Source organism: Erwinia oleae (assembly GCF_000770305.1).
Lineage (GTDB): Bacteria > Pseudomonadota > Gammaproteobacteria > Enterobacterales > Enterobacteriaceae > Erwinia > Erwinia oleae.
The window spans coordinates 51,827-67,281 of the sequence record NZ_JNVB01000001.1 but is presented as its reverse complement, the minus strand read 5'-3'; the positions used below and the strand labels follow the sequence as shown (position 1 = coordinate 67,281).

The 15,455-nt window shown below is 54.7% G+C and carries 15 protein-coding genes; 6 read left to right on the top strand and 9 right to left on the bottom strand.

Going from position 1 to position 15,455, the window contains the following annotated elements; genetic code table 11:
• Positions 1-12: 12 nt before the first annotated feature.
• The 4 genes from GS12_RS00240 to GS12_RS00225 all read right to left on the bottom strand — a co-directional run bounded on the left by GS12_RS00240 (position 13) and on the right by GS12_RS00225 (position 4,067).
• Positions 13-1,122, bottom strand: coding sequence for an ABC transporter substrate-binding protein (locus GS12_RS00240; protein ID WP_052118306.1), 1,110 nt, complete (start codon positions 1,120-1,122; stop codon positions 13-15).
• 118 nt (positions 1,123-1,240) lie between these two features.
• Positions 1,241-2,704 (bottom strand): amino acid permease, encoded by a 1,464-nt coding sequence (locus GS12_RS00235; protein WP_034915975.1) that lies wholly within the window; start codon positions 2,702-2,704, stop codon positions 1,241-1,243.
• Positions 2,705-2,828: 124 nt separating this feature from the next.
• Positions 2,829-3,695 (bottom strand): DNA-binding transcriptional regulator YeiE, encoded by an 867-nt coding sequence (gene yieE, locus GS12_RS00230; protein ID WP_034943005.1) that lies wholly within the window; start codon positions 3,693-3,695, stop codon positions 2,829-2,831.
• Positions 3,696-3,710: 15 nt separating this feature from the next.
• Complete coding sequence (locus GS12_RS00225; RefSeq protein WP_231566767.1) at positions 3,711-4,067, bottom strand: YkvA family protein; 357 nt, start codon at positions 4,065-4,067, stop codon at positions 3,711-3,713.
• A 203-nt stretch (positions 4,068-4,270) separates the two neighbouring features.
• Between GS12_RS00225 and nfo the strand changes: the two genes are divergently transcribed.
• Positions 4,271-5,113, top strand: a complete 843-nt coding sequence (gene nfo / locus GS12_RS00220) for a deoxyribonuclease IV (protein WP_034943003.1) — start codon at positions 4,271-4,273, stop codon at positions 5,111-5,113.
• 41 nt (positions 5,114-5,154) lie between these two features.
• On the opposite strand, the gene fruA is transcribed toward nfo, so the two are convergent.
• The 4 genes from fruA to GS12_RS00200 all read right to left on the bottom strand — a co-directional run bounded on the left by fruA (position 5,155) and on the right by GS12_RS00200 (position 9,528).
• Positions 5,155-6,849, bottom strand: a complete 1,695-nt coding sequence (gene fruA / locus GS12_RS00215; RefSeq protein ID WP_034915981.1) for a PTS fructose transporter subunit IIBC — start codon at positions 6,847-6,849, stop codon at positions 5,155-5,157.
• Positions 6,850-6,865: 16 nt separating this feature from the next.
• Positions 6,866-7,804 carry a 1-phosphofructokinase gene (gene fruK / locus GS12_RS00210; RefSeq protein WP_034915984.1) on the bottom strand — a complete coding sequence of 313 codons (939 nt, stop codon included), beginning with the start codon at positions 7,802-7,804 and terminating at the stop codon, positions 6,866-6,868.
• Complete coding sequence (fruB, locus tag GS12_RS00205; protein ID WP_034943001.1) at positions 7,801-8,934, bottom strand: fused PTS fructose transporter subunit IIA/HPr protein; 1,134 nt, start codon at positions 8,932-8,934, stop codon at positions 7,801-7,803. Before fruB ends, fruK begins: the two co-directional genes overlap by 4 nt.
• Before the next feature lie 327 nt (positions 8,935-9,261).
• Positions 9,262-9,528, bottom strand: coding sequence for a YkgJ family cysteine cluster protein (locus GS12_RS00200; protein WP_034942999.1), 267 nt, complete (start codon positions 9,526-9,528; stop codon positions 9,262-9,264).
• Between the two features lie 171 nt (positions 9,529-9,699).
• On the opposite strand from GS12_RS00200, the gene yeiP reads away from it, so the two are divergent.
• The gene (gene yeiP / locus GS12_RS00195) at positions 9,700-10,272 is read left to right on the top strand and encodes an elongation factor P-like protein YeiP (protein ID WP_034915990.1); all 573 of its coding nucleotides are present in this window, start codon (positions 9,700-9,702) and stop codon (positions 10,270-10,272) included.
• A 63-nt stretch (positions 10,273-10,335) separates the two neighbouring features.
• On the opposite strand, the gene GS12_RS00190 is transcribed toward yeiP, so the two are convergent.
• A complete protein-coding gene (locus GS12_RS00190; protein WP_034942997.1) occupies positions 10,336-10,644 on the bottom strand; it encodes a hypothetical protein in 309 nt (102 codons plus the stop codon).
• A gap of 99 nt (positions 10,645-10,743) precedes the next feature.
• Here GS12_RS00190 and GS12_RS00185 point away from each other — a divergent pair, with 99 nt between their 5' ends.
• From GS12_RS00185 to GS12_RS00170, 4 genes are all read left to right on the top strand, one after another.
• Complete coding sequence (locus GS12_RS00185; RefSeq protein WP_034942996.1) at positions 10,744-11,709, top strand: CobW family GTP-binding protein; 966 nt, start codon at positions 10,744-10,746, stop codon at positions 11,707-11,709.
• Between the two features lie 50 nt (positions 11,710-11,759).
• The gene (locus tag GS12_RS00180) at positions 11,760-12,467 is read left to right on the top strand and encodes a phosphatase PAP2 family protein (RefSeq protein WP_034943089.1); all 708 of its coding nucleotides are present in this window, start codon (positions 11,760-11,762) and stop codon (positions 12,465-12,467) included.
• 504 nt (positions 12,468-12,971) lie between these two features.
• The gene (gene mepS / locus GS12_RS00175) at positions 12,972-13,547 is read left to right on the top strand and encodes a bifunctional murein DD-endopeptidase/murein LD-carboxypeptidase (RefSeq protein WP_034915996.1); all 576 of its coding nucleotides are present in this window, start codon (positions 12,972-12,974) and stop codon (positions 13,545-13,547) included.
• A 245-nt stretch (positions 13,548-13,792) separates the two neighbouring features.
• Positions 13,793-15,364: a cyclic di-GMP phosphodiesterase gene (locus tag GS12_RS00170; RefSeq protein ID WP_034942995.1), complete on the top strand. Its 1,572-nt coding sequence runs from the start codon at positions 13,793-13,795 to the stop codon at positions 15,362-15,364.
• Positions 15,365-15,455: the final 91 nt, after the last annotated feature.

The following is a 15,455-nucleotide window of genomic DNA, read 5'->3' as shown; positions in this document are numbered from 1 at the left end:
TAATACCTGCTGTTATTTTGCCGACATCCAGTATGTGCCCGTTGGCTCTACCGCCAGAAACTGCCGATAGAGCTGCGCTTCCGTTACGGCAGGATCGAGATCGGCGAATTTTTCGGGATAGAACCACGTGGCGAAGGCCTGGATCGCCAGGATGTTATAAGGCGAGTTGTAGAAATTATGCCATATTGCCCAGGCGTGCCCCGCTTTTACCGCCTCCAGATCACGGATCCCCTGTCGTGAAAGCGCAATCGTCAGGCTCTGCTGCGCCTGCTGCGGCGTCACCTGCGCGCCCAGTTGAATCCCCGGCGCGGTGCCAGGTGCTTTACCGCCGCTGGCAATATACACATTTGGCTGGCTGGCGATAACTTTTTCGAGGTTTACCGTGCCCAACGGGCCAGGCAGCAGATCCCGCGCGATATTGTCGCCCCCGGCCAGATCGATAAAGTCACCCATATTTCCTTTACCGGCAGAGCCGCAGCACTCGTCCCGCATCCCCGCGTGAAGTTCAATAAAGACCTTTGGCTTATCGGCGGCGGCAATCGCCTGAGTAATATCCGTCACCCGCCGGAGGTTTTGTTGATAAAAATCGATATAGCTTTCCGCCTGCTGCTCCCGGTGCAGGACTTTGCCCAGCAGGCGCATACTTGGTACGGTGTTTTTAAGCGGCGCCGTGCGAAAATCGACAAAAACTACCGGCACGCCGGCGCGCTCAAGTTGATTAACCAGCTCGCTGTGCCTGCCCGGCCCGTGTCCGGCCAGGCCAAAGACGGCAATATCCGGATTGAGCGTTAGCACTTTTTCCGGGCTGATGCTGTCGGCAGACGTGTGGCCGATGAGAGGAATATCATCAATTTTGGGGAATTTTTTGCGGTACTGCGCGTAGGTTTGCGTATCCAGCTTGCGGAAGTCGCCCTGCCAGCCAACGATACGATCCAGCGGCTTCTGCCCTTCCAGCAGCGAGAGGGCGTAAAACAGTCGTCCTTCTCCCAGCAGAATGCGATCCACCTTTTCAGGGACAGTCACCTCGCGTCCGGCAATATCGGTTACCGTGGCGGCCCAGCCGTTACTGATGGCGAGTGAGAAAAACACTAAAAGACATTTCACTATCGATCCGTTGAACATCGTTGCCTGCTCCATAGCGTCAAAAAGTCACGCCCGAGACAATAACGAAAGTGATAATAATTATCAATACTGTTTTCATAAAAAAAAGGCGCACGACGCGCGCCTTTGATTGCATCGCCTATTTTGTATCAGGAAACTGCATGTCCTGATATTTCACAAAACGGGATTTTTTAGTCAGCTTGTAGCCAAACCAGATGACTAAAAACAGCGGGATGCCGATGTAGGTGGCCGCTACCGCATACCAGTCAATGCGATCTTCAAGGAACGCCTGATAGTTCTGCCCAAGGGTGATGATCAGACAAAGAATGAAGGCGAAGATCGGGCCGAGCGGGAAGAAACCGGACTGATAAGGCAGGTCTGACAGATCGCGCCCCTGCGACACGTAACCGCGACGGAAACGATAGTGGCTGACCGCGATGCCCAGCCAGGCAATGAACCCGGTCATGCCGGAGGTATTCAGCAGCCACAGATAGACCGTCTGATTACCAAACATAGAACTGAGGAAACAGAGCGCCGCCACCACCGTGGTGGCATACAGCGCGTTGCGCGGAACGCCGCCTTTGGAAAGCTTGCCGAAGAGGCGTGGCGCTTTGCCTTCCCGCGCCAGGGTAAAGAGCATGCGGGTTGAGGCATACATGCCTGAGTTGCCTGCCGAGAGCACCGCGGTCAGGATCACCGCGTTCATCACCGCCGCAGCGGAGAGCAGTCCGGCATGCTGAAAGACCAGCGTGAACGGGCTGACGCTGATATCTTTCACGTCATTACGCAGCAGGTTGCTATCGGTATAGGGAATAATCAGGCTGATCACCAGGATCGCAAAGACGTAAAACAGCAGGATGCGCCAGAACACCTGCCGCACCGCGCGAGGGATATTTTTTGCCGGCTCTTCCGACTCACCGGCGGCGATACCAATAAGCTCGGTGCCCTGAAAAGAGAAACCGACGATCATCGCCACGCCAATCATCGCGGAGAATCCTCCTGCAAACGGCGCGTCGCCGATCTGCCAGTTATGCCAGCCCGCACCTTCGCCGCCGCGCAAAATGCCGACGATCATCAGTACGCCCACGCCGATGAAGATAATGACCGTGACCACTTTAATCAGCGAGAACCAGTATTCCGCCTCGCCGAAGCCTTTTACTGAAATGTAGTTAAGCAGGAAAATCAGACAAAGAAACAGCGCGCTCCAGATCCAGCCGGGCGTGTCCGGGAACCAGTACGTCATCACCAGCTGCGAGGCGACGAGATCGACAGCGATGGTTACCGCCCAGTTGTACCAGTAGTTCCAGCCCAGCGCGAAGCCAAAACCTTCTTCAACATAGTTTGCGCCGTAGGTAGAAAACGAACCTGAAACGGGCATAAACGCCGCCAGTTCACCAAGGCTGGTCATCAGAAAATAGACCATCAAGCCGATCAATATATAAGAGAGCAGCGCGCCGCCCGGCCCCGCCTGAGAGATCGTCGCGCCGGAGGCGACGAACAGGCCCGTACCGATAGAGCCGCCAATGGCGATCATGGAGAGGTGGCGCGCCTTAAGCTCGCGTCGTAGCGCAGGCTGTTCTGTTGTTTTTGTGTCCTTAACCATCTTGAAATGCTGTGTCCTGGGTAAAATAAGGCGCGATTGTAGCAAACTGCTTCCTGACGGGTAGTGATTCCGCCCCGTTATAAGATAGCTTCATGATCGCCGCGCAATTATAAGTTTTGCGCCGTTATTCCGTGCAATAGCTAAGGAATCTCAGCAGAGATTTGGAGAGATGTTTCTGACGGTGGTGAATACGATAGAGCGTGCGTTTAAGCGGCGGCAGCGGGATGCGGACTTCGCGAAGCGTGCCCACCGCCAGTTGCTCCTCAATCACGCGGCGCGACAGGCAACTGATGCCCATGCCGTGCCGCACAGCGTGTTTAATGGCTTCCGAGTTGCCTAACTCCAGCGCCAGCCGAAACGGCGGCAGGTGGGAAAGCAGCAAATAATCAACGATTTCACGCGTGCCGGAGCCGTGCTCGCGCAGGATCCACGACGCGGCGGCGAGGGAATCCAGCGTGACCGGCTGCCGGAAAATCGTTGCATCCGGCGCGGCAAAAACCACCAGTTCGTCCTCCAGCCACGGTTCGCTAATCAGCCCGGTCATATGGCTTGGCCCTTCTATCAGACCGATATCAACGCGAAAATCCGCTACCGCGTTAATCACGTCCTGGCTGTTGCCTACGCTTAATTCGAGCGGCAGTTCAGGAAAATCGCTGCGCCAGCGGGCAATCATGCCGGGCAGCAGATAGTTGCCGATGGTGCTGCTGGCGAACACGCGTAGCGCGCCGTTATCCTCACGGAAAAGCTGCTCGATCTCAGTGGCCTGTTCCAGTAACGCCACCGCGCGCGGATAGAGCAGCCGCCCGTGCTCATTAACTATCAGCCGTTTACCTACGCGATCAAAAAGCTGTACGCCAAGCTGCCCTTCCAGATCCGCCAGCGCAGCGCTCACCGCCGACTGCGACAGTGACATAACCTGTGACGCCTGGGTGGTGGAGCCGCTTTTCAGCACTTCGCTGAACACCTCAAGCTGTCGTAACGTGATATGCATTGTTCTTGTACCTCACTAACGCCAGATAAGGTAAACGGTCAGCGCCAGCCACAGCAGGATAAATAAGCCCACCATCGTCAGCGGTGTAAAACGCCTGCCCTTTCCTGGCCGCCGAGTGGCCCGGGCCTCGCTGGCCCGCTTCACCTCCGCAGGCAGCAGCCGAATCAGCAGCGCGATGCCGCCTGGCACGATAACCGCATCATCCAGCAGACCAACAAACGGAATGACATCGGGTATAAGATCGACAGGACTTACGGCATAGACGCCAAGTCCGGCGGAGAGCAGCTTGATCCAGCCCGGCGTAAGCGGGTTACGACAGGCATACCACAGCAGCAGCACGTTTTTATTAAAGAATCCCAGCCATCGACGCATTCGCCTGAACATGCCTTCTCCTATTACTTATTCTGGTTAATTATAAATATATAATCAATTTCACTTTTAAACCATCTTTACGCGTACTGCCAGCACGACGCCGGGACGTTTGCTCTGAGTGGCGCTAAGCTTTGTTGTGATAAACACGCCGTTTATGGTTATCATTGCCGCTTACGTTCTGGTGCCCTGACAGGAGAAACGGCATGAAATACATTGGTGCTCACGTCAGCGCCGCAGGCGGCGTGGATCAGGCGGTGCTTCGCGCCCACGAGCTGGACGCCACGGCGTTTGCATTATTTACCAAAAATCAGCGACAGTGGCGCGCTGCCGATCTGAGCGACGCGGTGATTGACGCCTTCCGTACCGCCTGTGAAAAATATCATTATAACGCCGGACAAATTCTTCCCCATGACAGCTATCTGATCAACCTCGGCCATCCGGTCCGGGAGGCGCTGGACAAGTCGCGCGAGGCGTTTCTTGATGAAATGCGCCGCTGCGAACAGCTTGGGCTGGCGCTGTTGAACTTCCATCCGGGCAGCCACCTGCATCAGATTGACGAAGATCAGTGCCTGAAACGTATCGCCGAGTCGATCAATATCGCGCTGGAGAAAACGCATGGCGTGACGGCGGTCATTGAGAATACCGCCGGACAGGGTAGCAACCTCGGCTTTCGCTTTGAGCATCTGGCCGCGATCATCGACGGCGTCGACGACAAGTCCCGCGTCGGCGTCTGCATTGATACCTGTCATGCGTTTGCCGCGGGTTACGATTTACGCAGTGCGGAAGCGTGCGAAAAAACCTTTGATGAGTTCTCGCGTATCGTGGGCTTTGACTACCTGCGCGGCATGCACCTTAACGATGCCAAAAGCGAATTTGCCAGCCGCGTCGATCGCCATCACAGCCTCGGCGAAGGCAATATCGGAAAAGCGGCGTTTAGCTGGCTGATGAAAGACCAGCGTTTTGACGGCATCCCGATGATTCTGGAAACGGTAAATCCGGATATCTGGAAGGATGAGATAGCCTGGCTGAAGGCTGAGCAGGCATAAAAAAAGCGCGGGCAACCGCGCTTTTTTCTTTCTGACGTTATTTATGCTTTTACGGCTTCCACTTCGGGGCGTTTCAGTACGGCATAGGCAAGGCCCGCCACAACGGTTCCCACCACAATCGCCATCAGGTAACCCAGTACTGGCGTAATCGCGCCAGGGATCAGCAGGACGAACAGCCCGCCATGCGGCGCCATCAGCTTCGCGCCCACCGCCATCGAAATGGCGCCGGTCAGCGCACCGCCAATGATACAGCAGGGCAGAACGCGCATCGGATCGCGGGCGGCAAACGGAATTGCCCCTTCAGAGATAAAGCACAGGCCAAGCACCAGCGCCGCTTTGCCGCCTTCCTGCTGGCCTTTATTGAATTTCTTACGCGCCACCAGCGTCGCCAGTCCCATTGCCAGCGGAGGAACCATGCCCGCCGCCATGATCGCTGCCATCGGCGCGTAGGTTTGGGAACTCAGCAAGCCAACGCCAAACGCATACGCCACTTTATTGACCGGGCCACCCATGTCGGTACACATCATACCGCCGAGGATCGCGCCCAGCACTACCGCGTTCGCCGTCCCCAGGTTAGCCAGCCAGTGTGTCAGCCATGTCATGATCCCGGCAACCGGTTTGCCGACCACGTAAATCATCAGCAGGCCGGTAATCAGGCTGGCCACCAGCGGAATAATCAGGATAGGTTTTAGCGCTTCCATACTTTGCGGCAGCCTGACCTTCGAGCCGATCAGCTTCGCAGCGTAACCGGCTATGAAGCCCGCAATGATACCGCCAAGAAAGCCTGCATTGATGCTGGTGGCGATCATACCGCCGATCAAACCCGGCGTCAGGCCGGGACGATCGGCAATGGAGAAAGCGATAAAGCCCGCCAGCACTGGCACCATCAGCGCAAAGGCGCTGCCGCCGCCGATCTGCATCAGCGCCGCGGCCAGCGTGCCCTGCTCTTTAAATGCCGTAATACCGAACGCGAAGGAGAGCGCAATGCTCAGACCGCCCGCCACCACCATTGGCAGCATGTACGATACGCCGGTCAGCAGATGACGATAGGCGCCAGACCCCTCTTTTTTCTCGCTGCCCTGCGGCTGGCTGCCGCCTTTCGGCTGATAAGGGCGCGCTTCCGCAACCGCTTTATCCAGCTCCTGCGCCGTTTTCTTCAGCGCCAGACCGGTTGAGGTGCGATACATCGGTTTACCGGCAAATTTCGCCAGATCCACGTCGATATCTGCCGCCACAATCACCAGATCGGCTTCCGCCACCTCTTCCGGCGTAATGGCATTGCCTGCGCCTACGGAGCCGCGGGTTTCAACTTTCACCCACCAGCCGCGTTTTTTGGCTTCAGCATCAATCGCTTCCGCCGCCATGAAGGTGTGCGCGACGCCCGTCGGGCAGGCGGTAACGGCGACGATGCGCTTCATCCCTGACGGCGCGGCCGCAGGGCTGGCAACCGCAGCCGTTGGCGCGGGTGCATGCCAGGGTTTCGCTTCGCTCTGTGCTTTCGACAGCACGGCATCGGGCTGGCGAAGAAGCTGTTCGATATCCGCCAGGTAAATTGCCTTACCGTTCAGGCTGGCATCGTTCGGCATATTTTTGCCTGCCACGATAACCTGATCGGCGTCAGCGACGTTGTCTGTAAGGGTGATGCCAAGGCCGCCCGCCGCCGCGGTAGCCATATTTTTTGCCAGATAGCCCGTTGCCAGCCCCAGCGAAGAATCTATTATCAGCAGCGTTTTCATTGTACCTCTCCTGCTGTCAGTTAAAGGGTTCCAGCTTGACGCGCGCCATCATTGCGGCCAACTGGGTACGATCGGTAACGCCTACGTTGCTCTGGCTGACCGCCAGGGCTGCCACAGCCGTGGCAAGTCGCAGCGTGTGCTCGCTGGACTCGCGCATCAGCAGGCCGTAAATCAGCCCGCCGACCATTGAATCCCCTGCGCCAACGGTGCTGACCACTTCGCATGCGGGAGGTTTGGCGATCCATTCACCTGAAGCGTTTACCCACAGCGCGCCTTCCGCGCCCAGTGAAATGACTACGTGGGCGATGCCCTGCTCGCGTAGCGCGTGTGCGGCCTCAATGACGTCCTGTAATGTGGGAAGTTTGCGACCGGCCCAGATTTCCAGCTCACGGCGATTGGGTTTAACCAACCACGGCGCCGCCTTCAGACCCGCCACCAGCGCCTCGCGGCTGCTGTCAAAAATGATGCACGGGCAATGGGTTCGCAGCGCGCTCATCCATTCGGTGAACGCATCTGGCGCCACGCCTGCCGGAAGACTGCCGCTGACGCAGACCATGTCGAACTGACCGAGCCAGGTCAGCGAGTCGGTGGTGAAGCGTTCCCAGTCCTGACCGGTAACCTCAAAGCCGGAGAAATTCAGGTCGGTCACTTCGCCATCTTTTTCCGTCAGCTTAACGTTGATGCGGGTGCGTCCTTCAACCACCTGAAAGCGGTTGGCGATGCCCAGCTCGCTGAACAGATGCTGAAAGCCGTCCTGATTCTCTTTACCGAGAAATCCGCCAACGGTGACATCGATGCCTAAATCTTTCAGCACCTTCGCCACGTTAATGCCTTTACCCGCCGCGTGAAGGCCGGTGGTTTTCACCAGGTTAACCTCACCGCGCTCGATTTCCGGCGTGTAACCTACCAGGTCGTAAGCCGGGTTTAGCGTAATGGTGGCAACGCGTCTGCTCATGCTGCCCCCTCGCCAAGACCGCCGGCGATGGCCGCGCCGATGGCGTCCAGCGCCGCGCGGGCATCCTCGCCGCTGGCGGTAAAGCGCAGGCGATGGCCTTTTTTCACGCCCAGCGCCACCACTTTCATCAGGCTGCGGCCGTTCGCCGGTTTGCCGCTACCGTCCAGATTGATGACGCTGACGTCGCAGTTGAACTGCTTGATCACGCTGACCAGCGCCGTGCCCGGACGGGCATGCAGACCATGTTCGTTGCGAATGGTGAACTCTTCCGTCAGCGTGTCGGCCTGTTCGGTGACCTCGCTGGTGAGCAGCGCCAGAATGCCTGCCGCATCGGCACTCAGCAGACGATCTGCCTGCTGTTTGATCAGAAGATCGCTCAGGTAGTTGAGGACAGTCAGTGGACGATCGTCGGTGACCGAAACCGTGACCAGCAGCGCGGCTTTCTCGCCCTCAACCTCAAAAGGCGTTACGCTGCGACTGACGGCCACCGCGCTGCCAAGGTTGCCTTCGGTGCTGTCGCTCAGCCAGATGCCCTGCCCCAAATTGAGCGGACGTGAGGTGATAACCCGGCTGACAAACGCCGCATCGACCGCGCCCGCCTGCTGTAAACGGCCCGCGTTCAGCGCCTGAAGCGTCATCAGATCGCCGGCCGCAACGTCCGTTGTAATCAGCGACGTATCGAACTGAAATTCGCCGCCCTGTTTTTCGCCCATCAGCAGGCTGCGCAGCGTCTCTGCCGAGTCCGTGGTTTTCAGCGATTCGGCCACGCTGTCATCGCTGAGAACGTGCGTAAGCTGACGCAGCAGCGCGAGGTGCTCATCTGATTTTGCCGCAATACCAATGACCACATAAGCGGTCTGGTCGTCGCCCCAGGCAATACCCTGTGGAAACTGATAAACCTGTACGCCGGTTTTCAGCACTAAATCACGGGTGTCGGTGGTGCCGTGCGGAATAGCAATGCCGTTACCTAAATAGGTTGAGGTTTGCTGTTCGCGCGCAAGCATGCCGTTGACGTAGCCTTCGCCCACGTTACCGGCACGCGTTAGCGCGGCGGCAACCTGACGAACGGCATCCTCTTTGTCCCCGGCGGCTGCGCCAGGATGGATAGCGGATAATTCAAGCTGGAACATAGTTCTCCTCGCTGCCGAAATTGAATCGTTTCAGCTAAGTTGAGAAAAAAAGCGTCATCTGGTGCTGGCAGAGCCGGAGAGATAACGCTGAAACGTTTCAATTAGTGTGTTCCTCTTCCCTCTGCCGACGCAAGTTTTAGCGAAAACGACGTAGTAAATTTTTGACGACACGCACACTTTGTTACGTTAAGCACATAAATTAACGGCTGAGTGGGTTCAATGCTGAAGGAGCGCTGAAGGAGGATGAGGATGGCTTCGTTGTGCTGAAAGCAGGTTCAGCGGAATAACAGTGACGGGCGCTCACAAGGCCGCCAGCCTTTAACTGGCTTAGTTAACGCTTCCGGGCGCCGTTTGACGCTCAAGATCCAGCAGATAGGTCATTGCTGCTTCGCTACTGGTGCCGCACATCTCCGCATCAGGCATCAGGCTGGCACAGACGGCGGGTCGCAGGGGTGATAAGAATATTTTGCAGCGGCGCTGCTCGTCGAGTTGAATACACGGCGTATTGGCAGGCTTGCCTTCAGGCATGCCGGGGATCGGTGTCGAGATTGAGGGCACGATACAACAGGCACCGCAGGCCGCACGGCATTCCATCTGGCTTACCTTTCATGGCAAAACGCGACAATAGCAGCCGGATTGATGAAATACTATCCTTATACTCTGGACATTTCCCTCGATGAACGCCGGACGTGCTTGCCTGACGTCCTGAGCAAGAGTAAGTTGTCGCGATGATTTTTCTGCCCTTCTAAATTTGAGAAACTTTTTATGCCAAGAGCAAACGAAATTAAAAAAGGTATGGCCGTCAGCTTCAACGGCAAACTGCTGCTGGTAAAGGATATCGACGTGCAAAGCCCCAGCGCGCGCGGCGCATCCACGCTGTATAAAATGCGCTTTACCGATATCCGCACCGGCCTGAAAGTTGAAGAGCGTTTTAAAGGCGACGACATTCTTGAGGCCATTTCCCTCAGCCGCCGTCAGGTGACATTTTCCTACGTTGACGGCGATGAATACGTCTTTATGGATGACGAAGACTATACGCCTTACGTCTTCAAAAAAGATCAGATTGAGGAAGAACTGCTGTTCATCCCCGACGGCGGCATTCCGGGCCTTCAGGTGCTGACGATGGACGGACAAATTCTGGCCCTTGAGCTGCCGCAAACGCTGGATATGGAAATTATTGAAACCACGCCGGGTATTAAAGGCGCTTCCGCCAGCGCGCGAACCAAACCCGCTACGATGAGTACGGGTCTGGTCATCCAGGTGCCTGAATATCTCAGTAACGGTGATAAAATTCGTATTCATATTCCGGAACGTCGTTACATGGGTCGTGCTGAATAACGTTCAGGTTGAAAAAAGGCGAAGCGGGTGCGCTTCGCCTTTTTTTGTTATAATATAACAATATCAGTTATAGCTGACGGTAACAATGGCGCGGCTTCGCTGGGGATTCAGCCAGCGTATTTGCTGTTGTGCAATATTATTTTGGAGCGTTTCTTCAGCGTAGGTCATCGTTCGTAGTGTACTGATACCATTGAGGTCGCATAAACTGATCATCTCGCTGGCCTGTTGCGAGACACGACAGGTAGATTCAGTAATCTTTCCGGTAAAAGAAATGTTTTCCGAACTGTTAAAGGCCTCCGCCAACTCTGCCCGGGCACCGCTCATCCCTGAGGTTAAAAGCATAATGACCAGCGCCGTTTTGATGCCCTTCATATTAACCTCATTCTGTTAGTGACGATGGATGTCACCTTCTCAGATTATCGCCTGATGGTAAAAAAGTTAAATAAAACTTAATAATTTACAGAGAGTATTATGACACGCGTTAATTTAGTTACCGGTTTTCTTGGCAGCGGTAAAACCACAACGCTGCTTCATCTTCTTTCACAAAAGCCCGATAGCGAGAAATGGGCGGTGCTGGTCAACGAGTTTGGTGAAGTAGGGATTGACGGCGCCCTGCTGGCGGAGAGCGGCGCGGTGCTCAAAGAGATCCCCGGTGGCTGCATGTGCTGTGTGAACGGACTGCCGATGCAGGTAGGGCTGAACATGCTGCTAAAACAGACCGCGCCGGATCGCCTGCTGATTGAGCCTACCGGGCTTGGCCATCCTAAGCAGATCCTGGATATGCTTGGCGCTGACGTTTATCGTCCGTGGCTCGCGCTTGATGCCACATTCTGCCTGCTTGATCCGCGCCAGCTTAGTGACAGGCGCGTGGTGGAAAACGAAAATTTCCGCGACCAGCTTGCCGTAGCCGATATTATTATTGCTAATAAGGAAGACCGCTGGTCGGAGGCTGATCGTCTGGCGCTGGCGGCGTGGCAGGCGCAGGATGACTCCCGTCGCGACGTGGTTAACGTCAGTTACGGCAACATTGATGCGCAGTTATTGACTCGCCCGCGAAAAAATCATCGCGTGCTTCCTGATGCGAAGCATCATCATGCGCACGATGCCGGGCTGGCGGCGCTGGCTTTGACGCCTCATGCCCGCTGGCGTCGCGCGCTTAACGAAGGCCAGGGCTATTTTGCCTGCGGCTGGGTGTTCGATGCTGACACCGTTTTTGATACGGTTGGCCTGCTCGAATGGGTACGTCTTGCGCCCGTAACGCGGGTAAAAGGGGTTTTACGCATTCGGGAAGGGCTGGTAAGCGTGAACCGTCAGGGCGACGATTTTCACATTGAAACACGCCCCGCTCCCCCACCGGACAGTCGGGTTGAAATGATTAACGAATCATTAGCAAACTGGAACGAACTGCAAGCCAGTTTGTTGAAACTTCGTTTATGATAAGTAGCATAATCTTCGACGCTACAATTCTTCATATGACCTTAATGAAAATGACTTTTAACCGTTTATTGACCATCCTGTTGTTGAATGCAGCGGGTCTGGCGCTGTTTTTTTCCTGGTATCTGCCTGCCAATCATGGCTTATGGTTTGTGCTGGATAAAAACATTTTCTACTGGTTCAACGATCGGCTTGTTACTAACAAAGCGCTGCTCTGGCTGCTGGCTGTGACTAATTTTCGCGCTTTTGATGGCGTCGCATTACTGGCGATGGGCTATCTCTATTTGACCTTCTGGCGACGTGAAACGCCTGGGGGACGCCGTCGCCTGCTGGCAATTGGCGTAGCGATGCTGATTTCTGCTGTGGTGCTGAATCAGCTGTGTCGTCTGATCCCGGTCTCGCATCCCAGCCCAACCCGGTTCTTCCCGCACGTCAATCATGTGACACAGTTAACCGGCATTCCCGCCAAAGATGCGTCTACGAACAGCTTCCCCGGCGATCACGGTATGATGCTGATGATCTTTGCCTGCTTTATGCTGCGCTATTTTACGCGGCGAGCCTTCTTTATTGCCGTGGCGATCGTGCTGGTATTTGCCACGCCACGCATTATGATTGGCGCGCACTGGTTTACCGATGTGGTGGTCGGCTCGCTGAGTATTGTGCTGGTAGGAATGAGCTGGTGGTTAATAACCCCCGCCAGCGATTATCTGGTCAATGCGCTATATCGTTATCTGCCCGGTAAATATAAACCGGTGAACTGAGCCATTCATATTTGTGTATGATGTCGCCGTTATTTTCCCGCGAGTAAATAATGGCGAACAGATAATTAGGCTGCTAATCAAGTTGGTGACAAGCCTGTCGTATGACGTAAAGCAGTGATTTACACTGTGAAGCGTAAATGTAAACACAGATTTGTCTCAGTTTACCCTTCTCTACACGTTTAACGTCTGAAATGCGCCACGGATATTCAAGCTTTTTCGGATTTTGTCGATAACGTGGCCGCTTTGTTACAATCTTATTTCATATCATTAAAACCTATAAAAAAGTCGCTAAAACCCCTCGCCATGCGGCCTCTAATCGGTTAACCTCAGTTTCGATTAGGCCCTATAGTAAAATATTTCCAGAATTTACACTTTAAAGTGTGCACTACAACACGTTTTGGGTATTCAGGAATTGTCTTACCTTGTCGCGCTAATTAACCTCGTTTCGTTTCGCATTATTCTGACGACTCTCGTCGTTAAGGACTTCAAGGGATCACAAACATAATGGTCAAGTCTCAACCGATATTGAGATATATCTCGCGGATTTTACCCGCTGTCGCCTTAGCGACGTTGTTGTCAGCATGTAGTTCAACGAATACCCATAACAATGCGCAAACTGATACGCGTGCAGTTAAAAACCAGGATAGTTTTTTACTTCAAGCGTCTCAGGATGAATTCGAAAAGCTGGTTCAGAACGTGGATGTTAAATCCCGCCTGATGGATCAGTATGCAGACTGGAAAGGCGTGCGTTATCGCCTGGGTGGCACCAACAAACGCGGCATTGACTGCTCTGCGTTTGTGCAAACCACCTTCCGCGAACAGTTTGGACTTGACCTGCCGCGTTCTACTTACGAGCAGGAAGGAACAGGAAAAAGCATTCAGCGTGCAAGGCTGCGCGCAGGGGATCTGGTTCTGTTTCGCGCCGGTTCAACGGGACGCCACGTAGGCATCTATCTTGGTAATGACAACTTTGTTCATGCATCAACCAGCAGTGGCGTGATGATCTCGAATCTGAACGACAGCTACTGGAAAAACCGCTACCGCGAAGCGCGGCGGGTTTTAGCAAACAAACAAAGCTGATGTCCTTCCCCTGAAGTCTGCGAAAACGAGAATAAAAAACGCCGCTTGCGGCGTTTTTTTTTGCCTCTCCTCTCCCTGACGTTTCAGATAAAACCGTCCTTTATCCCACCTTATGCCTCGTTCGCGACAGAATGTCATATTTATCATCTTAAATGCAGACACCCTTTCGCCAGCGTTATATTCTGGCGAACACCGGGAAACTGTTGCCGCAGTGAATAATAATAAAAGCGCTTTCGGGAGAGCCCATGCCACTCACCGCACTTATTGCGCGGCAGGTAAACAGCCCGCGCAAAATTTTTAGTCTGAGCGCCCTGTTCGGCCTGACCATTTGTGCCCTGTTTGTCGCCGTTACGCTGCTGATTATCTGGCAGCGGATCACCGATCAACACGATCGTTTTGCCCGTGCGGCGCAAGCCTCGGCTGAAGCCAGGCTGGATGGATTAACTCATGCGCTTGCGCCGTTGCGTAATCAGACCCAGGCGCATTGTGCTGATGTCAGTAACGAACTGACCCGCCGCGCGGCGTTTACCGGCAGCGTGCGGGCTATTTTGCTGGTTAACCAACACAACTCCTTTTGCTCATCTGCTACGGGTGATATGCAGTTGGATATTTCACGTATTTCACCGACCACCCGGCTGGAAAATGACAAAGACATCCGGCTGATGTCAGGCACACCGCTGGCGCCCGGCCAGCCAGCCCTTGTTTTGTGGTTGAAAGATCCGCGCTTTGCCGCCAGCGGCGTACTTATTACAATGAATATCACGCTGCCGCCTGCATTATTGCTTGCCGCCAGAGAGCATGAAGTGACCGGTATGGCCATCGTTGCAGGCGATAAGGCTTTTACCACCGCATCATCGGGCATTGTCGCCACACGCGCGTTGACTGAACCGCCAGTCAGAAGCCTTCCCGTTAACGGTTATCCCCTTCGTATTCTGCTGTATGGCTCTCCCCTGCCGACCAACTATCTCAATATGACCCTGCTGGCCGGACTGGTGTTGGGGCTGTGTAGCGCCTTAGCCTGTTTTATGCTGCTGACGTTAAAAGCGCAGCAGGGCAAAGAGATCTTGATGGGTATTAAACGAGGCGAATTTCATGTTGAATATCAGCCTGTTGTGGAAGCCTCAACCGGCAAAACCGTCGCGCTGGAAGCCCTGATGCGCTGGACGCATCATACGCAGGGGCGTATTCCACCCGACGCGTTTATCAGCTACGCGGAACTGCAAAACCTGATGGCGCCGCTTACCCGCCACCTTTTTGAGCTTGTAGCCCGGGATGCGCATGCCCTGATGCATGTCACGCCTGTTGGCACGCGCATGGCGTTAAATATTTCTCCGGCACATCTTGTCGATAACGATTTCCGTCAGGATGTGCTTAACTGGCTTGCAGCAATGCCTGCTAACCATTTTGACTATGTTTTCGAGTTAACCGAACGCACAATGGTCAGCGAGAAGAACGCTGCGCAAGAATTCAGATGGTTACAACAGCAGGGCATCCGTATTGCTATTGATGATTTTGGTACCGGACACAGTGCGCTCATCTATCTGGAGAAATTCAATTTTGATTTTCTGAAGATCGATCGCGGATTCGTGCAGAGTATCGGACTGGAAACCGTCACCTCACCCGTGCTGGATACGGTACTGACGCTGGCTGAGCGACTTGATTTAAATACGGTGGCGGAAGGTGTTGAAACCTGGGAACAGGCAGGGTGGCTGGTGGAACATGGCGTCACTTATTTGCAGGGCTACCTGTTTAGCCGTCCGTGCACCGTTTCGCATCTTATCGACTATTTTCATCGCGAGAATCAGCCCGCTGTTTGAAGACGGGTAAAAAACGTAAATAACTGTTTAAGCGCATTGCCTTCGTCTTTGGCCTGCTGTTAGGCTTGCCGTCATCGTCGGCCTCTTCCGC

Bases quoted from the DNA above. Each gene is read 5' to 3' on its own strand.
- fruK (WP_034915984.1), bottom strand. From the start codon at position 7,804: ATGAGCAGACGCGTTGCCACCATTACGCTAAACCCGGCTTACGACCTG.
- mepS (WP_034915996.1), top strand. From the start codon at position 12,972: ATGGTCAAGTCTCAACCGATATTGAGATATATCTCGCGGATTTTACCC.
- GS12_RS00190 (WP_034942997.1), bottom strand. From the start codon at position 10,644: ATGAAGGGCATCAAAACGGCGCTGGTCATTATGCTTTTAACCTCAGGG.
- yeiP (WP_034915990.1), top strand. From the start codon at position 9,700: ATGCCAAGAGCAAACGAAATTAAAAAAGGTATGGCCGTCAGCTTCAAC.
- nfo (WP_034943003.1), top strand. From the start codon at position 4,271: ATGAAATACATTGGTGCTCACGTCAGCGCCGCAGGCGGCGTGGATCAG.
- GS12_RS00225 (WP_231566767.1), bottom strand. From the start codon at position 4,067: ATGCGTCGATGGCTGGGATTCTTTAATAAAAACGTGCTGCTGCTGTGG.
- fruA (WP_034915981.1), bottom strand. From the start codon at position 6,849: ATGAAAACGCTGCTGATAATAGATTCTTCGCTGGGGCTGGCAACGGGC.
- GS12_RS00185 (WP_034942996.1), top strand. From the start codon at position 10,744: ATGACACGCGTTAATTTAGTTACCGGTTTTCTTGGCAGCGGTAAAACC.
- GS12_RS00240 (WP_052118306.1), bottom strand. From the start codon at position 1,122: ATGTTCAACGGATCGATAGTGAAATGTCTTTTAGTGTTTTTCTCACTC.
- fruB (WP_034943001.1), bottom strand. From the start codon at position 8,934: ATGTTCCAGCTTGAATTATCCGCTATCCATCCTGGCGCAGCCGCCGGG.
- GS12_RS00235 (WP_034915975.1), bottom strand. From the start codon at position 2,704: ATGGTTAAGGACACAAAAACAACAGAACAGCCTGCGCTACGACGCGAG.
- GS12_RS00170 (WP_034942995.1), top strand. From the start codon at position 13,793: ATGCCACTCACCGCACTTATTGCGCGGCAGGTAAACAGCCCGCGCAAA.
- GS12_RS00200 (WP_034942999.1), bottom strand. From the start codon at position 9,528: ATGGAATGCCGTGCGGCCTGCGGTGCCTGTTGTATCGTGCCCTCAATC.
- GS12_RS00180 (WP_034943089.1), top strand. From the start codon at position 11,760: ATGACTTTTAACCGTTTATTGACCATCCTGTTGTTGAATGCAGCGGGT.
- yieE (WP_034943005.1), bottom strand. From the start codon at position 3,695: ATGCATATCACGTTACGACAGCTTGAGGTGTTCAGCGAAGTGCTGAAA.